At 75.9% G+C, this 24,932-nt stretch carries 5 protein-coding genes; 3 read left to right on the top strand and 2 right to left on the bottom strand.

The genetic code is table 11. The annotated features are described in order from the left end of the window. Positions 1 to 24 precede the first annotated feature (24 nt). Positions 25 to 1,527, top strand: a complete 1,503-nt coding sequence (gene fadD17, locus MB901379_RS21250) for a long-chain-fatty-acid--CoA ligase FadD17 (protein ID WP_158018406.1) — start codon at positions 25 to 27, stop codon at positions 1,525 to 1,527. Positions 1,528 to 1,744: 217 nt separating this feature from the next. After that, positions 1,745 to 5,965: a PE family protein gene (locus MB901379_RS21255; protein WP_158018407.1), complete on the top strand. Its 4,221-nt coding sequence runs from the start codon at positions 1,745 to 1,747 to the stop codon at positions 5,963 to 5,965. A 71-nt stretch (positions 5,966 to 6,036) separates the two neighbouring features. On the opposite strand, the gene MB901379_RS21260 is transcribed toward MB901379_RS21255, so the two are convergent. Then, a complete protein-coding gene (locus MB901379_RS21260) occupies positions 6,037 to 7,584 on the bottom strand; it encodes an acetolactate synthase large subunit (protein ID WP_158018408.1) in 1,548 nt (515 codons plus the stop codon). 4 nt (positions 7,585 to 7,588) lie between these two features. Beyond that, a complete protein-coding gene (locus MB901379_RS21265; protein WP_158018409.1) occupies positions 7,589 to 8,428 on the bottom strand; it encodes an amidohydrolase family protein in 840 nt (279 codons plus the stop codon). 220 nt (positions 8,429 to 8,648) lie between these two features. Between MB901379_RS21265 and MB901379_RS21270 the strand changes: the two genes are divergently transcribed. After that, entirely contained in the window at positions 8,649 to 24,791 is a 16,143-nt protein-coding gene (locus MB901379_RS21270; protein ID WP_158018410.1) for a PE family protein, read from the top strand. Positions 24,792 to 24,932: the final 141 nt, after the last annotated feature.

The raw sequence follows: 24,932 nt of genomic DNA on the forward strand, positions 1-24,932 counted from the left end.
CAGGAGCGCGGCAGGATGTCCTAAATGAGTGACCTAACCGTAACGCAACTCCTGGCGCCGCTAGCCGAAATCGACGATCGGGGTGTCTATTTCGAGGACACGTTTACCAGCTGGCACGACCACCTTCAGCACGGCGCGGCGATCGCGGCGGCATTGCGTGAGCGCCTGAATCCCGCACGCCCACCACACGTGGGGGTGCTGCTGCAGAACACCCCGTTCTTTTCGGCGATGTTGGTCGCGGCCGGGATGTCAGGGATCATTCCTGTTGGCCTCAATCCGGTGCGCCGCGGCAGCGCGCTGGTTCGTGACATCGAGCACGCGCACTGCCAAGCGGTGCTCGCCGATTCCGAATCGGCTGCGACGCTGGGCGAAATCGAACACATAAACGTCGATTCCGTCGAGTGGACTGAAGAGGTTGCCGCCCAGCGGGATACGAAGATCACGTTTCAATCTGCCTTGCCAGAAGATCATTTCATGTTGATTTACACCTCGGGCACCAGCGGCGATCCAAAGGCGGTGAAGTGCAGCCACAGCAAAGTCGCGATCGCCGGACTAACAATGACACAGCGCTTCGGGCTCGGCCGCGACGACGTCTGCTACGTGTCGATGCCGTTGTTCCACTCCAACGCGGTCCTGGTCGGGTGGGCGGTGGCACTGGCGTGTCAGGGGTCCATGGCGTTGCGGCGCAAGTTCTCTGCGTCGCGGTTCCTGGTAGATGTCCGCCGCTACGGCGCAACCTACGCCAACTATGTGGGCAAGCCGTTGTCGTACGTGCTTGCCACACCCGAACAACCCGACGACGCGGATAACCCGCTGCGCGCGGTGTACGGCAACGAGGGCGTACCCGCCGACGTCGAGCGATTTGGCCGCCGGTTCGGTTGTGTCGTGCAGGACGGCTTCGGTTCCACCGAAGGTGGGGTGGCCATCGCACGCACTCCCGACACCCCCGAAGGCGCACTGGGGCCACTGCCCGACGGCGTCCAGATCATCGACCCCGACACCGGCGAACGATGCCCGCCCGGCGTGGTCGGGGAGCTGGTCAACACCTCCGGACCGGGCCGGTTCGAGGGTTACTACAACGATGAAGCCGCCACCGCCGAGCGGATGGCCGGCGGCAGCTACCACAGCGGTGACCTGGCCTACCAGGACCCGGCGGGCTATGCGTACTTCGCTGGCCGGCTCGGCGATTGGATGCGCGTCGACGGTGAAAACCTCGGCACCGCACCGATCGAGCGGGTGCTGCTGCGCTACCCCGGGTCCGCCGAGGTTGCGGTGTATGCGGTGCCTGATCCGGTGGTAGGCGACCAGGTGATGGCCGCATTCGTGATGGCCCCTGGCACAGAGTTCGATGCCGACGAGTTCGCAGCCTTCCTGGCCGAACAGTCCGACCTCGGACCCAAGCAGTGGCCGTCCTATGTCCGAGTCAGCTCAGCGCTGCCGCGCACAATGACCTTCAAAGTGCTCAAACGACGGCTTGCGGCCGAGGGTATCGACTGCGGCGATCCCGTCTGGTCGATTCGGCAATAACCGGCCCGCCAGCCTGCTAGAAATAATTCACGGGTGGCCAATTCACGTTTCGCGGCCCGGCGGTGTGTCGCTGCCACTCAACGAAATGCGCGCCGCAGTCTGCGCAATTGGCGCAATTTGGTTCGCCAGAAACGGCCGATGAATTTCCCGGATCGCGATACGATCCGGCTCGGATAAGTGCTCAGAATCGCGCCTCTATTCAGCGTAAGGTTGCCGAATGTCGTACCTGCTTGCTGCGCCAGAGACGATGACGGCAGTCGCCGCCGATTTGGCCAGTCTTGGCTCGTCGATCGCTGCCGCCAACGCGGCCGCGGCCAGCCGTACGACAACAGTATTGACCGCTGCCGCCGACGAGGTATCCACGGCCATTGCCACGCTCTTCTCCCAGCACGCCGCGGGCTACCAGACGATGGCCGCGCAGGTGGCGACGTTTCATAGCCAGTTGACGCAAACCCTGAACACGGCCGGGTGGTCATACGCCGCCGCAGAGGCGGCCAACGCATCGCCGCTGGAATCGGCGATTAATGCGATAAGTGCGCCGGCGCAAACTTTCCTGTCGCGCCCACTGATCGGCAACGGCGCCAACGCGACGACACCCGGCGGCAACGGCGGAGACGGCGGTTGGTTGTTTGGCAGCGGCGGCAACGGGGCCGCCGGGGCCGCCGGCCAGGCCGGTGGGCACGGCGGCTCGGCCGGGCTGTGGGGCAATGGTGGCGCGGGCGGCACCGGCGGCACGGGCGGCGCTGCCGGCGGTAACGGCGGCAGCGGCGGGCTGCTATTCGGCGCCGGCGGCGCCGGCGGCACGGGCGGCACCGGCGCCACTGGTTCCATGGGTGGTACCGGCGGCAACGGGGGCAATAGCGCGTGGTTAATAGGCGGCGGCGGCGTCGGCGGGGCCGGCGGCATGGGCGGAACCGACGGCGGTACCGGCGGCTACGGCGGTAACGGCGGCGACGGCGCGTGGTTGATTGGCGCCGGTGGGGCGGGCGGAGCCGGTGGCATCGGGGCGACGGGCACCGCAGGCGGTGGGAATGCCGGTAACGGAGGCACCGGCGGCAACGGCGGCGCGGGTGGACTGTTCATGAACGGCGGGGACGGCGGCGCGGGCGGCCAGGGCGGGGACGGCACGGCAGGTTCGGCCGCGGCCAGCGCCGGCGGGACCGGAGGAAATGGCGGCCTGGGTGGCAACGGCGGCGCCGGGGGCACGGGCGGTGCTGGGCCGGTGTTGTTCGGCCACGGTGGCGCCGGCGGCCTCGGCGGCCAGGGCGGCACCGGCGGCATGGGTGGCACCGGCGGCGCCGGCACCAACACCATCACCGCCGGCACCGGAGGTGACGGCGGAAATGGCGGGGCGGCCGGCAATGGCGGTGCGGCCGGAGCCGCCGGACTGCTGACCAACGCCGGCCTTGCTGGCACGTTCGGAGCCGGCGGCACCGGCGGCACCGGCGGCACCGGCGGTGCCGGCGCGATGGGCAGCAACGGCGTCAACCTGGGCGACGACGGCACCGCCGGCTTGGGGGGCGGCCAAGGCGGTAACGGCGGCAACGGCGGAGCTGCCGTCGGCGGTGGCGTCGCCGGCAACGGCGGGCAGGGCGGCGCCGGCGGTCAAGGCGGAGGCGGAGGCGACGGCGCCAACGGAGTCGCCGGTGGCGGCGTCGCCGGCGCTGGTGGCAACGGCGGTAACGGTGGGCTGGGCGGCGAGCCAGGTACCGGTGGTTTCGCCGGCGCCGGCGGCGGTGGTCAGGCAGGCAGCCTCGGCATCGGCGGCACCGGCGGGACCGGAGGAAATGGCGGCAACGGCAGCAGCGGAGGCGACGGCAGCAACGGTGCTACCGCCGCCAACGGGGACCCTGGGGTAGCGGGAGGCGCCGGCGGTAAGGGCGGGGACGGCGGCCAAGGGGGTACCAACGGCACCGGCGGCGACGGCGGCGACGGCGGCAACGGCGCCGACGGCGGTAGTGGTGGCACCGGCGGCGGGGGGACGTCAACTCAAGCCGGCGGCAACGGTGGCGCGGGGGCCGCTGGCGGCGACGGCGGCGCGCCCGGAGCGGCCGGCCTGGCCGGTGCGGGTGGTCAAGCAGGCAGCTCTGGCGTTGGCGGCAACGGCGGCTTGGGCGGCAATGGCGGACAAGGCGGCGACGGCGTCGACGGCGCCGATGGGCTACTTTTCTCCGGCGACGCTGGCGGCGACGGCACCGCGGGCGGCAGTGGTGGTAACGGCGGTTCGGGCGGGGCCGCCGGCGCGAACGGCGGGACCGGCGGTAGCGGCGGCAACGGCGGCAACGGCGGCCAGGGCGGTAGCGGCGGCGAGGGCGGCAGCGGAACCACCGGCATATCCACCGCGCCCGCCGGCGGAGCCGGTGGCGGCGGCGGCAGCGGCGCCAATGGCGGGGCGGGCGGCAACGCCGGCGATGCCGGGGGCATCGGCGGAACCGGCGGCATCGGCGGCACCGGCGGCAACGCCGGCGTGGGCGGCCAAGGCGGCGCCGGCGGCGCCGCGACGGACCCTGGCCTGGGTGTTGGGACTGAGGCAAAGGGCGGGCAAGGAGGTTCCGGCGGCCAAGGCGGCGAGGGCGGGCAAGGCGGCAACGGCGGCGCCGCGGGCGTCGGTGGGCAAGGGGGCGTCGGCGGAGACGCCGGAAGTGGCGGCGCCGGCGGTAGGGGCGGCGATGGCGGCAACGGTGTGCAGGGCACCACGATCGCGGCCCCCGGATCCGGCGGCGACGGCGGTGGTGGCGGCAATGCCGGCAATGGCGGCATTGGCGGCACGGGCGGCGCCGGAGCCACCAACACCCAAGCCGGCAAGGGCGGGACCGGCGGGTCCGGCGGCAATGCCGGCCGGGGTGGCGACGGCGGCGATGGCGCGTTCGGTGGCCTTACCAGCGATGGCAGGTCAGGTGCGGGCGGCAGCGGTGGCGACGCCGGCACGGCCGGAAATGGCGGTCAAGGCGGCACCGGCGGCGCTGGGCCCATTCGCGGCAACGGGGGCCTCGGCGGCGACGGCGGCGACGGCGCCGACGGCGGCGATGGCGCCGCAGGTGCCATCGGCGCACAGTTCGTCCCCGCCAGCAGCTTGCCGACCCCCTCGGGCGGAGCCGGCGGCAGTGGCGGTGGCGGAAGCAACGGCGGCGCGCCCGGAGCGGGCGGCAGCCTGGGCACCGGCAGCGGAGGCAGCGCCGGCGCGCAGGGCGCCGGCGGCGACGGCGGAAATGGCGGCAACGGCGGCAACGGCGGCCAAGGTGCGGGTGCCGTCAATACGGCCTACAGCCCAAACGAGCCCCAGGCCGGGACCGGAACCACCGGCACCTCGGGCACGACGGGCGGTGACGGGGGCCCCGGCGATGTCGGCATGCCTGACGTCGCCCCGCCGGTAGGAACCCCAATCACGCAAGTCCAGCAGGGCGGAGACGGCGGTGCCGGCGGCGCTGGGAGCAACGGCAGCGGTGATGCCAGCGGCGGAAAGGGCGGAGCTGGCGGGACCGGCAGCATTCTCGGCGGACCCGGCGGTAACGGCGGCGCCGGCGGTAACGCCTCGGCCAGCGATACAGCGACGGCCGGTGACGGTGGGCAGGGCGGAGCCGGCGGCGGGTTCGCGGCCGGTGGCAACGGCGGAAACGGCGGCAACGTCACCGCCGGATCGACTGGCAGCGTCGCCGGCAACGGCGGTGATGGCGGCAACGCCACGAACGGCACCATCGAAGGTTTTCCCGCTGGTGGCAATGGTGCTAGCGGGGGGACCGGCGGCAACGGCGGCGACGTGGACCTGGGCGCCACCGGCACCGCCGGCAACGGCGGCAATGGCGGCAACGGCAATGACGGCACCCTCAATGCCGGCACGGGTGGCAACGGCGGCAACGGCGGCTCGGCCGGCGCCGGCGGTGCCAACGGAGGCAACGGTGGCACCGGGGGTACCGGCGGAAACGGCGGCAAGGGTGGCAGCGGTGTCATAGGCGGCAGCGGCGGGGGCGGCGGTAACGGCGGCACCAACAACGGCAGCGGTGACAGTGGTAACGGTGGCAACGGCGGCACCGGCGGCGTCGGCTCTGCGGGTGCGGCCGGCGGCACCGGCGGTCAGGGCGGCAACGGCGGCTCCGCCGGTTCCGGCGGCGGTGTCGCTGGCAACGGCGGCAGCGGCGGCGCCGGCGGCCAGGGTGGCACCGGCGGCGACGGCGGCGTCGGCGGAGACGGCGGGACGGGCGTCACATCGGGTGCCGGCGGCACCGGCGGTAACGGAGGCGCCAGCGGTGCCGGTGGGGATGGCGGCAGCGGCGGACTCTCCGGCACCGGACAAGCCGGTGGCGTGGGCGGCGACGGCGACCCGAGCGAAGACGGGGGCGACGGCCAGGCCGGCACCGGTGCCATCGGCGGTGTGGGCGGCACCGGCGCCACCGGCTCCGATGGCGGCGCCGCCGGTTTGGGCGGCAACGCCATAGTGTGAGCCACGTCCGTCCGCCATGGCGGGGACAGTGCGCGTCGGGACCATTCCGCTTTATCCGCGACCGGCGGCGGCTATCCCAATAGCGATGGCACCACCGCGTCGATCAAGTGCGGCCCCGGTTCGGCCACCGACTCGCGCAGGGCGTCGGCGAACTCTTCACACGTGCTAACGCGTCGCGCCGGGACACCCATACCTTCGGCAAGCCTGACGAAATCCATTGTCGGGCGGGATATGTCGAGAAGATCTAACGCTTTGGGGCCGGGCGCCGATCCCGCGCCGACGCGTTGCAGCTCGACCCGCAGTATGTCGTAGGCGCCGTTGTTGTAGATCACGGTTGTGACGTTGAGGTTCTCTCGCGCCTGGGTCCACAAACCCGAAATCGTGTACATCGCCGACCCGTCGGACTGCAGGCACAGCACCGGACGCTCCGGCGCGGCGACGGCGGCGCCCACCGCCGCCGGAATGCCATAGCCGATCGCCCCGCCGGTCAACGTCAGCCAGTCATGAGCGGGCGCTCCTGCGGTCGCCTGCGGCAGCATCACGCCGGAGGTGTTGGACTCGTCGACGACAATCGCCGCGTCAGGCATCAGCGCGCCGATCACGTCGGCCGCCGTTATCGAGGTCAGCGAGCCCGTCGGCAGTTCGGGTCGCCACGCACTCGCTACCGGTGCGCTTGTCCCCGGCGCCAGCTCGTCAGCCAACGCGACCAAGGCGTCGGCCGCTCCCCTGTGCTCGGCGAGCACGTGTACCGCGCAGCCGGCCGGCACCAGGTCGCTCGCCATGCCCGGGTAAGCGAAGAACGACACCGGTGATTTGGCCCCGGCCAGCACCAGGTGCTTTGCGCCGTCGAGTTGCGCGGCGGCCGCCTCCGCGAAATACCCGAGGCGCTCGACCGCCGGGACCCCGGCACCGCGCTCCAGCCGAGTGGGAAACGTCTCGCACAACCAACGGGCCCCGGTTGCCTCTGCGATCCGAGCGGCCGCGGCCAAACCCGGCCCACGGGTCGCATCCCCGCCGACCAGGATCATGGCCGGCTCTGCCGAACGCAGCACCTTCGCAATCGTCCCGAGATCGGTCGTGGTTGGCGCGGGCTGTGCGGGTTTCAGTGCGGCCGGCCCAGCGCCATCGGACCAGGACGCATCCGCGGGCAGAATCACCGTCGAAATCTGCGGACCCGACCGGCTCGCCACGATGGCCTCCGCGGTATCCGCCCCGACGTCCGTCGCCGTCTGGGTCCGGCGCACCCACCCCGACACCGTGCCCGCGATCGCGTCGATATCGGATTCCAAAGGGGCGTCGTACTTCTTGTGATACGTCGCATGGTCACCGACGACAACCACCATCGGCACCCGAGCTCGGCGCGCATTGTGCAGGTTGGCCAACCCGTTGCCCAGTCCGGGGCCCAGGTGGAGCAGCACCGCCGCGGGCCGGTCTGCGATGCGGGCATACCCGTCAGCGGCTCCGGTGGCCACGCCCTCGAAGAGGGTCAGCACCCCGCGCATGTTTGGGACGGTGTCCAGCGCCGCCACAAAATGCATCTCCGACGTGCCGGGATTGGCGAAGCAGACGTCGACACCGCCGTCGACCAAGGTGTTGATCAGGGCCTGAGCACCGTTCACCTGTCTACTCCTTTGCTGGGGTTCGATTAGCGAGCCCGAAGACTCGCTCGGCGTTGGCGTACAGAAAGTCGCGTCGAGCCTCGTCGGCCAGGCCGAGTTCGTCAAGGCCCGCCAAAGCGTGGGAGTGGGCGATCATCGGGTAGTTGGTACCGAAGAGGACCTTCCGCTGCCCGGTGCCGGTTTTCATGAACCGGACCAGCTCGTCGGGCAGCCGCTTGATCGTGTAGGCGGAGGTGTCGATGTAGACGTTCTCGTGCTTGCGGGCGACAGCAACCATCTCTTCGGTCCACGGATAGCCGACGTGGCCACACACGATCGCCAGCTCCAGAAAATCGAGTGCGACCTGATCGATGTAGGGGATCGGGCGCCCGGTCTCCGATGGTCGCAACGGGCCGGTGTGCCCTACCTGGGTGCAAAACGGCACTGCCGATTCCACGCACTCGGCGAAAAGCGGATAGTAGCGCCGATCGGTGGGTGGCGCGTTCCACAGCCAAGGGACCACCCGCAGGCCGACGAATCCGTCATCGTGCACGCGGCGCCGCAGCTCGCGAACCGCTTGCATCGGATGATCGAGGTCGACCGCGGCGAGACCGGCAAACCTGTTTGGGTGCAACCGAACCCATTGTGCGACCTCATCATTGGAGACCAATTCCTGGCCGCCCGGAGCGTGCCATGCGCTAAGCAAACCCACCCCAACATCGGCGGCATCCATCGAGGCGATGGTCACCTCGATGGGAATCTCGGAATCTGGCGTTGAACCACCGGTCCAGCGGCGCAGCGAGGCCAACATGTCGCTGCGCAGAAACCGTTGCGAAGGATGCTGCATCCATACATCGATCGTCATCGCGATTTGACTGTAGACGCCGTGGTGACGCTGACGTGGTGAACCAGCGAAAGGCCGTCTCCCCCGCGCTCGGCACTCGGGCCCATCGCGGCGGACCGAGGCGAATTAGATATCCGTAAAACGAAGACAATGACGTTCGCGAAAATTATGCTTCTCGCTAGCGATCCCGGCGTGGGGCGGAGATTGTCAAGTCCGTCTGCGCCGTTTGGAGAGTGCCGCTGTGTCGTATGTCTTCGTGTCCCCTGAAGTCGTTTCGGCAGCAGCGGGGGATCTAGCTAGCATCGGTTCTACGGTCAGCCTGGCCAACGCGGCGGTGTCGGCGGCGACGACCGAGCTGCTCGCGGCCGGCGCCGATGAGGTCTCGATACGAATCGCGGCGCTGTTCGGCGGCCACGGCCTCGAATATCAAGCCGTCAGCGCTCAGGTTGCGCAGTTCCAGGAGCGATTCATCCAAACGCTGCGGGCCGGCGCCGGCTCATATTCATGGGCCGAGGCCCAAAACGCCGAAGAAGCGTTGTTCGGTTTGATCAATGCGCCGACCCAGGCGCTGTTGGGGCGCCCACTAATCGGTGACGGTGCCAACGCAACCACCCCTGGCCGCGCCGGGGGCGACGGCGGGATCCTGTTCGGTAGCGGCGGCAACGGTGCACCTGGTGGACCGCAGCAGGCTGGCGGTGCCGGTGGGTCTGCGGGCATGTGGGGCAACGGCGGCATCGGCGGTGCCGGCGGTGTCGGCGCGAACGGCGGAGCCGGTGGCAACGGCGGATGGCTGTTGGGTGTAGGCGGCGCCGGGGGCCCCGGTGGAGCCGGTGGAGCCACCGGCGGCGCTGGCGGTAACGGCGGAATCCTATGGGGCGGCGGCGGTGTCGGCGGCAGTGGAGGGGCCGGCGGCGGCACCGGCGGCGCCGGCGGACGCGGCGAATTGCTATTCGGCGCCGGCGGCGCGGGCGGCGCCGGCGGCGCGGACGGGGGCACGGGCGGGGCCGGCGGCGACGGCGGAGTCCTATGGGGTGGCGGCGGTACAGGCGGAGCTGGCGGGGCCGGCGGCGGCACCGGCGGCGCCGGCGGACGCGGCGAATTGCTATTCGGCGCCGGCGGCGCGGGCGGGGCCGGCGGCACCGGCGGGGGTGCGGGTGGGGCCGGCGGCGACGGCGGGCTCTTGATTGGCGGTGGCGGAGCTGGCGGCGCCGGTGGAGTCGGCGGCGGCACCGGCGGTGCCGGCGGGCGCGCCGAGTTCCTGTTCGGCGCGGGCGGCGCCGGCGGCGCCGGCGGAGCGGGCACCGACACTGCTCCAGGTGGTGGCTCCGGCGGTGCCGGCGGCGCCGGCGGAGCGGGCGGAGCCGGCTGGTTGTTCAGCCACGGCGGCGCCGGTGGCGCTGGCGGTGCTGGTGGGGCAGGCGGCTCGGGCAGCAACGGCGGGCCGCTAGGCGGTACCGGTGGAGCCGGGGGTACGGGCGGTGCGGGTGGAGCCGGCGGCCACGGAGCTTTGCTGTTCGGCGGCGCAGGAGGCGGGGGCGTTGGCGGCGCCGGCGGGATCGGTGGCACCGGCGGCACCGGTGCCGACGGCGATCTAGCCGGCCTGGGCGGTATCGGCGGCACTGGCGGCACCGGCGGCGTTGGGGGTACCTCAGGCCAAGGGGGGGCCGGTGGTGCTGCCGGTCAATTCTTTAGTTCCGGGGGCGCCGCGGGCGGCACGGGCACTAACGGCGCCGGGGGTTCCGGCGGTGCTGGTGGGGCCGGGGCTGCCGGCGCCGACGCAGCGCCTGGCTCCGGGGCTACCGGTGGAGCCGGCTTTGCCGGGGGTGCCGGCGGCGCGGGTGGGGACGGCGGCGGAACTGGTGCCAGCCAAGGTGCTGGCGGCGTAGGCGGTCACGGTGGCGTTGGCGGTGGCGGTGGCACCGGTGGGGATGGGATCGATAACAGCGCCAACCCCGGTGTGGCCGGGGGTGACGGTGGTGGCGGCGGTAAAGGTGGAGCCGGCGGCGCCGCCGGGCTCGGTGGTAATGGTCTGGGTGGGCAAGCGGCCTCCGGGACTGCTGGCGATGGGGGGTCCGGTGGGATCGGTGGTACCGGCGGCGCTGGTGGGGCTGGGGCGATGGGTGCGGCCGGTGGCGGCACCGGCGACCAAGGCGCTACCGGTGGGGCCGGCGGCCAAGGCGGGGATGGCGGGGACGCCGGCAACGCCAACGGCGGCACCGCCGGCCAACAAGGCGCCGGCGGCCAAGGCGGCACCGGCGGCACCGGCGGTGGCGGCGGACAAGGCGGGAATGGCACTGATAACAGCGCCAACCCCGGCCTGGTCGGCGGTGACGGTGGTATGGGCGGCACTGGTGGCACCGGCGGCGCCGCAGGCCTCGGCGGGGTCGGCACCGGAGGCCAAGCCGCAGCGGGGACTGCCGGCGATGGCGGCACCGGCGGGATCGGTGGTACCGGCGGCGCTGGTGGGGCCGGGGCGATGGGTGCGACCGGGGGCGGCACCGGCGACCAAGGCGCTACCGGTGGGGCCGGCGGCCAGGGCGGGGATGGCGGGGACGCCGGCAATGCCAACGGCGGCACCGCCGGCCAACAAGGCGCGGGCGGCACCGGCGGGACCGGCGGCACCGGCGGTGGCGGCGGACAAGGCGGGAATGGCACTGATAACAGCGCCAACCCCGGCCTGGTCGGCGGTGACGGTGGTATGGGCGGCACTGGTGGCACCGGTGGCGCTGCCGGCCTCGGCGGCAATGGTTTGGGCGGGCAAGCCGCAGCGGGTACTGCCGGCGATGGCGGCACCGGCGGGATCGGTGGTACCGGCGGCGCTGGTGGGGCTGGGGCGATGGGTGCGACCGGGGGCGGCACCGGCGACCAAGGCGCTACCGGTGGGGCCGGCGGCCAAGGCGGGGATGGCGGGGACGCCGGCAACGCCAACGGCGGCACCGCCGGCCAACAAGGCGCGGGCGGCACCGGCGGCACCGGCGGCACCGGCGGTGGCGGCGGACAAGGCGGGAATGGCACTGATAACAGCGCCAACCCCGGCCTGGTCGGCGGTGACGGTGGTATGGGCGGCACTGGTGGCACCGGTGGCGCTGCCGGCCTCGGCGGCAATGGTTTGGGCGGGCAAGCCGCAGCGGGTACTGCCGGCGATGGCGGCACCGGCGGGATCGGTGGTACCGGCGGCGCTGGTGGGGCTGGGGCGATGGGTGCGGCCGGTGGCGGCACCGGCGACCAAGGCGCTACCGGTGGGGCCGGCGGCCAAGGCGGCGACGGCGGGGACGCCGGCAATGCCAACGGCGGCACCGCCGGCCAACAAGGCGCGGGCGGCACCGGCGGCACCGGCGGCACCGGCGGTGGCGGCGGACAAGGCGGGAATGGCACTGATAACAGCGCCAACCCCGGCCTGGTCGGCGGTGACGGTGGTATGGGCGGCACTGGTGGCACCGGTGGCGCCGCAGGCCTCGGCGGCAATGGTCTGGGCGGGCAAGCCGCAGCGGGTACTGCCGGCGATGGCGGCACCGGCGGGATCGGTGGTACCGGCGGCGCTGGTGGGGCTGGGGCGATGGGTGCGGCCGGGGGCGGCACCGGCGACCAAGGCGCTACCGGTGGGGCCGGCGGCCAAGGCGGGGATGGCGGGGACGCCGGCAACGCCAACGGCGGCACCGCCGGCCAACAAGGCGCGGGCGGCACCGGCGGCACCGGCGGCACCGGCGGCACTGGAGGCACCGGCGGGAATGGCACCGATAACAGCGCCAACCCCGGCCTGGTCGGCGGTGACGGTGGTATGGGCGGCACTGGTGGCACCGGCGGCGCTGCCGGCCTCGGCGGCAATGGTTTGGGCGGGCAAGCCGCAGCGGGTACTGCCGGCGATGGCGGCACCGGCGGGATCGGTGGTACCGGCGGCGCTGGTGGGGCTGGGGCGATGGGTGCGACCGGGGGCGGCACCGGCGACCAAGGCGCTACCGGTGGGGCCGGCGGCCAGGGCGGGGATGGCGGGGACGCCGGCAATGCCAACGGCGGCACCGCCGGCCAACAAGGCGCGGGCGGCACCGGCGGGACCGGCGGCACCGGCGGCACTGGAGGCACCGGCGGGAATGGCACTGATAACAGCGCCAACCCCGGCCTGGTCGGCGGTGACGGTGGTATGGGCGGCACTGGTGGCACCGGTGGCGCTGCCGGCCTCGGCGGCAATGGTTTGGGCGGGCAAGCGGCCTCCGGGACTGCCGGCGATGGCGGCACCGGCGGGATCGGTGGTACCGGCGGCGCTGGTGGGGCTGGGGCGATGGGTGCGACCGGGGGCGGCACCGGCGACCAAGGCGCTACCGGCGGGGCCGGCGGCCAAGGCGGGGATGGCGGGGACGCCGGCAACGCCAACGGCGGCACCGCCGGCCAACAAGGCGCGGGCGGCACCGGCGGCACCGGCGGCACCGGCGGTGGCGGCGGACAAGGCGGTGCCGGTACCGATAACAGCGCCAACCCCGGCCTGGTCGGCGGTGACGGTGGTATGGGCGGCACTGGTGGCACCGGTGGCGCTGCCGGCCTCGGCGGCAATGGTTTGGGCGGGCAAGCCGCAGCGGGTACTGCCGGCGATGGCGGCACCGGTGGGATCGGTGGTACCGGCGGCGCTGGTGGGGCTGGGGCGATGGGTGCGGCCGGGGGCGGCACCGGCGACCAAGGCGCTACCGGTGGGGCCGGCGGCCAAGGCGGGGATGGCGGGGACGCCGGCAACGCCAACGGCGGCACCGCCGGCCAACAAGGCGCGGGCGGCACCGGCGGCACCGGCGGCACCGGCGGCACTGGAGGCACCGGCGGGAATGGCACTGATAACAGCGCCAACCCCGGCCTGGTCGGCGGTGACGGTGGTATGGGCGGCACTGGTGGCACCGGTGGCGCTGCCGGCCTCGGCGGCAATGGTTTGGGCGGGCAAGCCGCAGCGGGTACTGCCGGCGATGGCGGCACCGGTGGGATCGGTGGTACCGGCGGCGCTGGTGGGGCCGGGGCGATGGGTGCGACCGGGGGCGGCACCGGCGACCAAGGCGCTACCGGTGGGGCCGGCGGCCAAGGCGGCGACGGCGGGGACGCCGGCAACGCCAACGGCGGCACCGCCGGCCAACAAGGCGCGGGCGGCACCGGCGGCACCGGCGGCACCGGCGGCACTGGAGGCACCGGCGGGAATGGCACCGACAACAGCGCCAACCCCGGCCTGGTCGGCGGCCAAGGCGGCAAAGGCGGCACTGGTGGCACCGGCGGCGCCGCCGGCCTCGGCGGGGTCGGCACCGGAGGCCAAGCCGCAGCGGGTACTGCCGGCGATGGCGGCACCGGCGGGATCGGTGGTACCGGCGGCGCTGGTGGGGCCGGGGCGATGGGTGCGACCGGGGGCGGCACCGGCGACCAAGGCGCTACCGGCGGGGCCGGCGGCCAAGGCGGCGACGGCGGGGACGCCGGCAACGCCAACGGCGGCACCGCCGGCCAACAAGGCGCCGGCGGCCAAGGCGGCACCGGCGGCACCGGCGGTGGCGGCGGCCAAGGCGGGAATGGCACCGACAACAGCGCCAACCCCGGCCTGGTCGGCGGCCAAGGCGGCAAAGGCGGCACTGGTGGCACCGGCGGCGCCGCAGGCCTCGGCGGGGTCGGCACCGGAGGCCAAGCCGCAGCGGGGACTGCCGGCGATGGCGGCACCGGCGGCAAGGGTGGTACCGGCGGCGCTGGTGGGGCCGGGGCGATGGGTGCGACCGGGGGCGGCACCGGCGACCAAGGCGCTACCGGCGGGGCCGGCGGCCAAGGCGGCAACGGCGGGGACGCCGGCAACGCCAACGGCGGCACCGCCGGCCAACAAGGCGCGGGCGGCACCGGCGGCACCGGCGGCACCGGCGGTGGCGGCGGACAAGGCGGTGCCGGTACCGATAACAGCGCCAACCCCGGCCTGGTCGGCGGTGACGGTGGTATGGGCGGCACTGGTGGCACCGGCGGCGCCGCCGGGCTCGGCGGCAATGGTCTGGGCGGGCAAGCGGCCTCCGGCACCGCCGGGGACGGCGGCACCGGCGGACAAGGCGGCACCGGCGGACAAGGCGGGGCCGGCAGCACCGGCGCCGCCAACGGCGGCACCGGCGGACAAGGCGCCACCGGGGGCGCCGGCGGCCAAGGCGGCAACGGCGGCGACGCCGGCAACGCCAACGGCGGCACCGCCGGCCAACAAGGCGCGGGCGGCACCGGCGGCACCGGCGGCACCGGCGGCACTGGAGGCACCGGCGGGAATGGCACCGACAACAGCGCCAACCCCGGCCTGGTCGGCGGTGACGGTGGTATGGGCGGCACTGGTGGCACCGGCGGCGCCGCAGGCCTCGGCGGCAATGGTCTGGGTGGGCAAGCGGCCTCCGGGACTGCCGGCGATGGCGGCACCGGCGGGATCGGTGGTACCGGCGGCGCTGGTGGGGCCGGGGCGATGGGTGCGACCGGGGGCGGCACCGGCGACCAAGGCGCTACCGGCGGGGCCGGCGGCCAAGGCGGCGACGGCGGGGACGCCGGCAACGCCAACGGCGGCACCGCCGGCCAACAAGGCGCGGGCGGCACCGGCGGCACCGGCGGCACCGGCGGTGGCGGCGGACAAGGCGGGAATGGCACCGACAACAGCGCCAACCCCGGCCTGGTCGGCGGTGACGGTGGTATGGGCGGCACTGGTGGCACCGGTGGCGCCGCCGGCCTCGGCGGCAATGGTTTGGGCGGGCAAGCCGCAGCGGGTACTGCCGGCGATGGCGGCGCCGGCGGCAAGGGTGGTACCGGCGGCGCTGGTGGGGCCGGGGCGATGGGTGCGACCGGGGGCGGCACCGGCGACCAAGGCGCTACCGGCGGGGCCGGCGGCCAAGGCGGCGACGGCGGGGACGCCGGCAACGCCAACGGCGGCACCGCCGGCCAACAAGGCGCCGGCGGCCAAGGCGGCACCGGCGGCACCGGCGGTGGCGGCGGACAAGGCGGGAATGGCACTGATAACAGCGCCAACCCCGGCCTGGTCGGCGGTGACGGTGGTATGGGCGGCACTGGTGGCACCGGCGGCGCCGCAGGCCTCGGCGGGGTCGGCACCGGAGGCCAAGCCGCAGCGGGGACTGCCGGCGATGGCGGCACCGGCGGGATCGGTGGTACCGGCGGCGCTGGTGGGGCCGGGGCGATGGGTGCGACCGGGGGCGGCACCGGCGACCAAGGCGCTACCGGCGGGGCCGGCGGCCAAGGCGGCGACGGCGGGGACGCCGGCAACGCCAACGGCGGCACCGCCGGCCAACAAGGCGCCGGCGGCCAAGGCGGCACCGGCGGCACCGGCGGTGGCGGCGGACAAGGCGGGAATGGCACCGACAACAGCGCCAACCCCGGCCTGGTCGGCGGCCAAGGCGGCAAAGGCGGCACTGGTGGCACCGGCGGCGCCGCCGGCCTCGGCGGCAATGGTTTGGGCGGGCAAGCCGCAGCGGGTACTGCCGGGGACGGCGGCACCGGCGGCAAGGGTGGTACCGGCGGCGCTGGTGGGGCCGGGGCGATGGGTGCGACCGGTGGCGGCACCGGCGACCAAGGCGCTACCGGCGGGGCCGGCGGCCAAGGCGGCGACGGCGGGGACGCCGGCAACGCCAACGGCGGCACCGCCGGCCAACAAGGCGCGGGCGGCACCGGCGGCACCGGCGGCACCGGCGGTGGCGGCGGACAAGGCGGGAATGGCACCGACAACAGCGCCAACCCCGGCCTGGTCGGCGGTGACGGTGGTATGGGCGGCACTGGTGGCACCGGTGGCGCTGCCGGCCTCGGCGGCAATGGTTTGGGCGGGCAAGCCGCAGCGGGTACTGCCGGCGATGGCGGCACCGGCGGGATCGGTGGTACCGGCGGCGCTGGTGGGGCCGGGGCGATGGGTGCGACCGGGGGCGGCACCGGCGACCAAGGCGCTACCGGCGGGGCCGGCGGCCAAGGCGGCGACGGCGGGGACGCCGGCAACGCCAACGGCGGCACCGCCGGCCAACAAGGCGCGGGCGGCACCGGCGGCACCGGCGGCACCGGCGGCACTGGAGGCACCGGCGGGAATGGCACCGACAACAGCGCCAACCCCGGCCTGGTCGGCGGTGACGGTGGTATGGGCGGCACTGGTGGCACCGGCGGCGCCGCCGGCCTCGGCGGCAATGGTTTGGGCGGGCAAGCCGCAGCGGGTACTGCCGGCGATGGCGGCACCGGCGGCAAGGGTGGTACCGGCGGCGCTGGTGGGGCCGGGGCGATGGGTGCGACCGGGGGCGGCACCGGCGACCAAGGCGCTACCGGTGGGGCCGGCGGCCAAGGCGGCGACGGCGGGGACGCCGGCAACGCCAACGGCGGCACCGCCGGCCAACAAGGCGCGGGCGGCCAAGGCGGCACCGGCGGCACCGGCGGTGGCGGCGGCCAAGGCGGTGCCGGTACCGATAACAGCGCCAACCCCGGCCTGGTCGGCGGCCAAGGCGGCAAAGGCGGCACTGGTGGCACCGGCGGCGCCGCAGGCCTCGGCGGGGTCGGCACCGGAGGCCAAGCCGCCTCCGGCACCGCCGGGGACGGCGGCACCGGCGGACAAGGCGGCACCGGCGGACAAGGCGGGGCCGGCAGCACCGGCGCCGCCAACGGCGGCACCGGCGGACAAGGCGCCACCGGGGGCGCCGGCGGCCAAGGCGGCAACGGCGGCGACGCCGGCAACGCCAACGGCGGCACCGCCGGCCAACAAGGCGCCGGCGGCACCGGCGGCACCGGCGGCACCGGCGGCACTGGAGGCACCGGCGGGAATGGCACCGATAACAGCGCCAACCCCGGCCTGGTCGGCGGTGACGGTGGTATGGGCGGCACTGGTGGCACCGGTGGCGCCGCCGGGCTCGGCGGCAATGGTCTGGGTGGGCAAGCGGCCTCCGGGACTGCCGGCGATGGCGGCACCGGCGGCAAGGGTGGTACCGGCGGCGCTGGTGGGGCCGGGGCGATGGGTGCGGCCGGTGGCGGCACCGGCGACCAAGGCGCTACCGGCGGGGCCGGCGGCCAAGGCGGGGATGGCGGGGACGCCGGCAACGCCAACGGCGGCACCGCCGGCCAACAAGGCGCGGGCGGCACCGGCGGCACCGGCGGCACCGGCGGCACTGGAGGCACCGGCGGGAATGGCACCGACAACAGCGCCAACCCCGGCCTGGTCGGCGGCCAAGGCGGCAAAGGCGGCACTGGTGGCACCGGCGGCGCCGCCGGCCTCGGCGGGGTCGGCACCGGAGGCCAAGCCGCAGCGGGTACTGCCGGCGATGGCGGCACCGGCGGGATCGGTGGTACCGGCGGCGCTGGTGGGGCCGGGGCGATGGGTGCGACCGGGGGCGGCACCGGCGACCAAGGCGCTACCGGCGGGGCCGGCGGCCAAGGCGGCGACGGCGGGGACGCCGGCAACGCCAACGGCGGCACCGCCGGCCAACAAGGCGCCGGCGGCCAAGGCGGCACCGGCGGCACCGGCGGTGGCGGCGGACAAGGCGGGAATGGCACCGACAACAGCGCCAACCCCGGCCTGGTCGGCGGCGACGGTGGTATGGGCGGCACTGGTGGCACCGGCGGCGCCGCCGGCCTCGGCGGGGTCGGCACCGGAGGCCAAGCCGCAGCGGGTACTGCCGGCGATGGCGGCACCGGCGGCAAGGGTGGTACCGGCGGCGCTGGTGGGGCCGGGGCGATGGGTGCGACCGGGGGCGGCACCGGCGACCAAGGCGCTACCGGTGGGGCCGGCGGCCAAGGCGGCGACGGCGGGGACGCCGGCAACGCCAACGGCGGCACCGCCGGCCAACAAGGCGCGGGCGGCACCGGCGGCACCGGCGGCACCGGCGGTGGCGGCGGCCAAGGCGGGAATGGCACTGATAACAGCGCCAACCCCGGTGTAGCCGGCGGCAAAGGCGGCACCGGCGGCACCGGCGGCACCGGCGGCGCCGCAGGCCTCGGCGGTACCGGCACCGGCGGACAAGCCGCAGCGGGTACTGCCGGCGATGGCGGCACCGGCGGCAAGGGTGGTACCGGCGGCGCTGGTGGGGCCGGGGCGATGGGTGCGGCCGGTGGCGGCACCGGCGACCAAGGCGCTACCGGCGGGGCCGGCGGCCAAGGCGGCGACGGCGGGGACGCCGGCAACGCCAACGGCGGCACCGCCGGCCAACAAGGCGCGGGCGGCACCGGCGGCACCGGCGGCACCGGCGGCACTGGAGGCACCGGCGGGAATGGCACCGATAACAGCGCCAACCCCGGCCTGGTCGGCGGTGACGGTGGTATGGGCGGCACTGGTGGCACCGGTGGCGCCGCCGGCCTCGGCGGCAATGGTCTGGGCGGGCAAGCCGCAGCGGGTACTGCCGGCGATGGCGGCACCGGCGGGATCGGTGGTACCGGCGGCGCTGGTGGGGCCGGGGCGATGGGTGCGACCGGGGGCGGCACCGGCGACCAAGGCGCTACCGGTGGGGCCGGCGGCCAAGGCGGCGACGGCGGGGACGCCGGCAACGCCAACGGCGGCACCGCCGGCCAACAAGGCGCGGGCGGCACCGGCGGCACCGGCGGCACCGGCGGTGGCGGCGGACAAGGCGGGAATGGCACCGACAACAGCGCCAACCCCGGCCTGGTCGGCGGTGACGGTGGTATGGGCGGCACTGGTGGCACCGGTGGCGCTGCCGGCCTCGGCGGCAATGGTTTGGGCGGGCAAGCCGCAGCGGGTACTGCCGGCGATGGCGGCACCGGCGGGATCGGTGGTACCGGCGGCGCTGGTGGGGCCGGGGCGATGGGTGCGACCGGGGGCGGCACCGGCGACCAAGGCGCTACCGGCGGGGCCGGCGGCCAAGGCGGCGACGGCGGGGACGCCGGCAACGCCAACGGCGGCACCGCCGGCCAACAAGGCGCGGGCGGCACCGGCGGCACCGGCGGCACCGGCGGCACTGGAGGCACCGGCGGGAATGGCACCGACAACAGCGCCAACCCCGGCCTGGTCGGCGGTGACGGTGGTATGGGCGGCACTGGTGGCACCGGCGGCGCCGCCGGCCTCGGCGGCAATGGTTTGGGCGGGCAAGCCGCAGCGGGTACTGCCGGCGATGGCGGCACCGGCGGCAAGGGTGGTACCGGCGGCGCTGGTGGGGCCGGGGCGATGGGTGCGACCGGGGGCGGCACCGGCGACCAAGGCGCTACCGGTGGGGCCGGCGGCCAAGGCGGCGACGGCGGGGACGCCGGCAACGCCAACGGCGGCACCGCCGGCCAACAAGGCGCGGGCGGCCAAGGCGGCACCGGCGGCACCGGCGGTGGCGGCGGCCAAGGCGGTGCCGGTACCGATAACAGCGCCAACCCCGGCCTGGTCGGCGGCCAAGGCGGCAAAGGCGGCACTGGTGGCACCGGCGGCGCCGCAGGCCTCGGCGGGGTCGGCACCGGAGGCCAAGCCGCCTCCGGCACCGCCGGGGACGGCGGCACCGGCGGACAAGGCGGCACCGGCGGACAAGGCGGGGCCGGCAGCACCGGCGCCGCCAACGGCGGCACCGGCGGACAAGGCGCCACCGGGGGCGCCGGCGGCCAAGGCGGCAACGGCGGCGACGCCGGCAACGCCAACGGCGGCACCGCCGGCCAACAAGGCGCGGGCGGCACCGGCGGCACCGGCGGCACCGGCGGCACTGGAGGCACCGGCGGGAATGGCACCGATAACAGCGCCAACCCCGGCCTGGTCGGCGGTGACGGTGGTATGGGCGGCACTGGTGGCACCGGTGGCGCCGCCGGGCTCGGCGGCAATGGTCTGGGTGGGCAAGCGGCCTCCGGGACTGCCGGCGATGGCGGCACCGGCGGCAAGGGTGGTACCGGCGGCGCTGGTGGGGCCGGGGCGATGGGTGCGACCGGGGGCGGCACCGGCGACCAAGGCGCTACCGGCGGGGCCGGCGGCCAAGGCGGCGACGGCGGGGACGCCGGCAACGCCAACGGCGGCACCGCCGGCCAACAAGGCGCCGGCGGCCAAGGCGGCACCGGCGGCACCGGCGGTGGCGGCGGACAAGGCGGGAATGGCACCGACAACAGCGCCAACCCCGGCCTGGTCGGCGGCCAAGGCGGCAAAGGCGGCACTGGTGGCACCGGCGGCGCCGCAGGCCTCGGCGGGGTCGGCACCGGAGGCCAAGCCGCAGCGGGGACTGCCGGCGATGGCGGCACCGGCGGGATCGGTGGTACCGGCGGCGCTGGTGGGGCCGGGGCGATGGGTGCGACCGGGGGCGGCACCGGCGACCAAGGCGCTACCGGCGGGGCCGGCGGCCAAGGCGGCGACGGCGGGGACGCCGGCAACGCCAACGGCGGCACCGCCGGCCAACAAGGCGCGGGCGGCACCGGCGGCACCGGCGGCACCGGCGGCACTGGAGGCACCGGCGGGAATGGCACCGATAACAGCGCCAACCCCGGCCTGGTCGGCGGTGACGGTGGTATGGGCGGCACTGGTGGCACCGGTGGCGCCGCCGGGCTCGGCGGCAATGGTTTGGGCGGGCAAGCCGCAGCGGGTACTGCCGGCGATGGCGGCACCGGCGGCAAGGGTGGTACCGGCGGCGCTGGTGGGGCCGGGGCGATGGGTGCGGCCGGGGGCGGCACCGGCGACCAAGGCGCTACCGGTGGGGCCGGCGGCCAAGGCGGGGATGGCGGGGACGCCGGCAACGCCAACGGCGGCACCGCCGGCCAACAAGGCGCGGGCGGCACCGGCGGCACCGGCGGCACCGGCGGCACTGGAGGCACCGGCGGGAATGGCACTGATAACAGCGCCAACCCCGGCCTGGTCGGCGGCCAAGGCGGCAAAGGCGGCACTGGTGGCACCGGCGGCGCCGCCGGGCTCGGTGGGGTCGGCACCGGAGGCCAAGCCGCAGCGGGTACTGCCGGCGATGGCGGCACCGGCGGGATCGGTGGTACCGGCGGCGCTGGTGGGGCCGGGGCGATGGGTGCGACCGGGGGCGGCACCGGCGACCAAGGCGCTACCGGTGGGGCCGGCGGCCAAGGCGGCGACGGCGGGGACGCCGGCAACGCCAACGGCGGCACCGCCGGCCAACAAGGCGCGGGCGGCCAAGGCGGCACCGGCGGCACCGGCGGTGGCGGCGGACAAGGCGGGAATGGCACCGACAACAGCGCCAACCCCGGCCTGGTCGGCGGCGACGGTGGTATGGGCGGCACTGGTGGCACCGGCGGCGCCGCCGGCCTCGGCGGGGTCGGCACCGGAGGCCAAGCCGCAGCGGGTACTGCCGGCGATGGCGGCACCGGCGGGATCGGTGGTACCGGCGGCGCTGGTGGGGCCGGGGCGATGGGTGCGACCGGGGGCGGCACCGGCGACCAAGGCGCTACCGGTGGGGCCGGCGGCCAAGGCGGCGACGGCGGGGACGCCGGCAACGCCAACGGCGGCACCGCCGGCCAACAAGGCGCGGGCGGCACCGGCGGCACCGGCGGCACCGGCGGCACTGGAGGCACCGGCGGGAATGGCACCGACAACAGCGCCAACCCCGGCCTGGTCGGCGGTGACGGTGGTATGGGCGGCACTGGTGGCACCGGCGGCGCCGCCGGCCTCGGCGGCAATGGTTTGGGCGGGCAAGCCGCAGCGGGTACTGCCGGCGATGGCGGCACCGGCGGCAAGGGTGGTACCGGCGGCGCTGGTGGGGCCGGGGCGATGGGTGCGACCGGGGGCGGCACCGGCGACCAAGGCGCTACCGGTGGGGCCGGCGGCCAAGGCGGCGACGGCGGGGACGCCGGCAACGCCAACGGCGGCACCGCCGGCCAACAAGGCGCGGGCGGCCAAGGCGGCACCGGCGGCACCGGCGGTGGCGGCGGCCAAGGCGGTGCCGGTACCGATAACAGCGCCAACCCCGGCCTGGTCGGCGGCCAAGGCGGCAAAGGCGGCACTGGTGGCACCGGCGGCGCCGCAGGCCTCGGCGGGGTCGGCACCGGAGGCCAAGCCGCCTCCGGCACCGCCGGGGACGGCGGCACCGGCGGACAAGGCGGCACCGGCGGACAAGGCGGGGCCGGCAGCACCGGCGCCGCCAACGGCGGCACCGGCGGACAAGGCGCCACCGGGGGCGCCGGCGGCCAAGGCGGCAACGGCGGCGACGCCGGCAACGCCAACGGCGGCACCGCCGGCCAACAAGGCGCCGGCGGCACCGGCGGCACCGGCGGCACCGGCGGCACTGGAGGCACCGGCGGGAATGGCACCGACAACAGCGCCAACCCCGGCCTGGTCGGCGGCCAAGGCGGCAAAGGCGGCACTGGTGGCACCGGCGGCGCCGCAGGCCTCGGCGGTACCGGCACCGGCGGACAAGCCGCCTCCGGCACCGCCGGCGACGGTGGCACCGGCGGACAAGGCGGCAGCGGCGGCACCGGCGGCGTTGGCAGCGCAGGCGCCGCCAACGGCGGCAACGGCGGACAAGGCGCCACCGGGGGCGCCGGCGGCCAAGGTGGCACCGGCGGTGCGGCCGGTTCCGGTACCGGTGGCAAGCAGGGAGTCGGCGGCCTCGGCGGAAACGGCGGCAACGGCGGCAACGGCGGCAACGGCGGCGCCGGCACCGACAACAGCGCCAATATGACGGCGAAAGCCGGCGGCGACGGCGGCCAGGGCGGCCAGGGCGGCGCCGGCGGCGCCGCCGGCGCCGGCGGTAGCGGCTCGGTCACGGGTGGCAACGGCACCGGCGGGACCGGCGGCACCGGTGGTGTGGGCGGCACCGGCGGCCACGGCGGCCAGGGCCCCCTCAATAGCGACCCCGGTGGCATTGGGGGCAAGGGCGGCGACGGCGGCACCGGCGGTACCGGCGGCGCTGGCATAGGTGCCACCGGCGGAGGCATCGGTGGGATCGGCGGCGCGGCAGGCGACGGTGGCACTGGCGGAGACGGCGGCGAGGTCGGTGGCCCCGGCGGCGTCGGCGGAGCTGCCGGCACCGGCGGCACCGGCGGCACCGGCGGCATCGGCGGCGGCTCCGGTGGCAAAGGCGGCGCTGGCGGCAACGGCGGAAACGGCGGCATAGGCGACCCTCGGGTCGGTGGTTCTGGCGGCGACGGGGGCGCCGGCGGCAAGGGCGGCGCTGCCGGTGCTGGCGGGAAGGGCGGCGACGCTGGTGCCGGCGGTAATGGCAACGGCGGTGCCGGCGGGAGCGGAGGCATTGGCGGCACCGGCGGTATCGGCGGAGACGCCGAGCCCGGCGCCGGGGGCAAGGGCGGAGCTGGCGGCGCGGGCGGTACCGGCGGTACTGCCGGCGCCGGCGGCAGCGGGTCCGGTGCAGGAGCTAACGGTGGCTCCGGTAGCGGTGGCGGCGGCGGAAACGGCGGCACCGGCGGGGCCGGCAGCACGGGCGCAAACGCAAACGCCGGTAGCGGGGCCGCCGGCGGTGTGGGCTTTGCCGGGGGCGCCGGCGGAGCCGGCGGGACCGGCGGCGCCGGCATTGGTGGGACCGGTGGCGGAAACGGCGGAAACGGCGGAAACGGCGGCATCGCCGGAAACGGCGGAAACGGCGGATCCGGCGGGACCAACCAAAACGGCGGCAACGGCGGAGCCGGCGGGACCGGCGGTGCAGGTGGTGCCGCCGGCTCCGGCGGTGCCGGCGGTGGGGCCAACGGTACCGGTGGAACTGGAGGTGCCGGAGGAAGTGGCGGCAACGGCGGAAAGGGCGGCGCCGTAAACGGCAATGGCACAGCTGGCCGCCCCGGCGGAATCGGTGGTAGGGGCGGTGACGGCGGTACCGGCGGTGCCGGCATCGGTTCCACTGGTGGTGGCACCGGCGGAGCCGGCGGCCACGCCGGCAACGGCGGCGACGGCGGTGCTGGCGGTAACCGCACCTCTGGGAATGGGACCGGCGGTATCGGCGGTATGGGCGGTGCGGCCGGCACGGGGGGCAACGGCGGAGCCGGAGGAACTGGCGGCGGCAACGGCGGTACCGCCGGCGACGGTGGCAGCGGCGGTGGCGGCGGCGCAGGCGGCAACGCCCGTGCCGCCGGTACGGGCACTGGCGGCGCGGGCGGCGCGGGTGGCGCCGCCGGTAACGGCGGCACGGGCGGCAACGCCGGTGTCGGCGGGAACGGCAACGGAGGGGCAGGTGGCACCGGCGGCGCCGGCGGCGGTGGTGGCATCGGCGGGACCGGCGGCGGCAACGGCAGCGGAGGCGCGGGCGGCGGTGGCGGCGCTGGTGCAGTTGGTGGCACCGGCGGTGCAGGTGGTAGCGGTGCCGGTACCGGCACCGGCGGAACCGGTGGCGGCGGCGGCCACGGCGGAAACGGGGGCAAGGGCGGCGCTGGCGACGGTGGCGTCGTTCCCGGCATCAACGGCACCAGCGGGGGTGTCGGCACGGCCGGCAAGGGCCCTTCCGGTGTCCTGGGCGGGACCGGCGGAACCGGGGGCAAAGCCGGCACCGGTGGCAGCGGAGGCCAACCCTGATCGGGCGAGGGCAGCGATACAGCGATAGCCGTGACAAGTCTGCTCAGTTGGCGGCCAAGCTGTTTGCCTATTCAGGCAAAGGCCGATTCGCAGGCGTTGGCGACTCGACCTGGAATACGTTTTCGGCCGGCTAGGCGATAC

Origin of the sequence: Mycobacterium basiliense, assembly GCF_900292015.1 — a bacterium.
Lineage (GTDB): Bacteria > Actinomycetota > Actinomycetes > Mycobacteriales > Mycobacteriaceae > Mycobacterium > Mycobacterium basiliense.

Bases quoted from the DNA above. Each gene is read 5' to 3' on its own strand.
- fadD17 (WP_158018406.1), top strand. From the start codon at position 25: ATGAGTGACCTAACCGTAACGCAACTCCTGGCGCCGCTAGCCGAAATC.
- MB901379_RS21255 (WP_158018407.1), top strand. From the start codon at position 1,745: ATGTCGTACCTGCTTGCTGCGCCAGAGACGATGACGGCAGTCGCCGCC.
- MB901379_RS21265 (WP_158018409.1), bottom strand. From the start codon at position 8,428: ATGACGATCGATGTATGGATGCAGCATCCTTCGCAACGGTTTCTGCGC.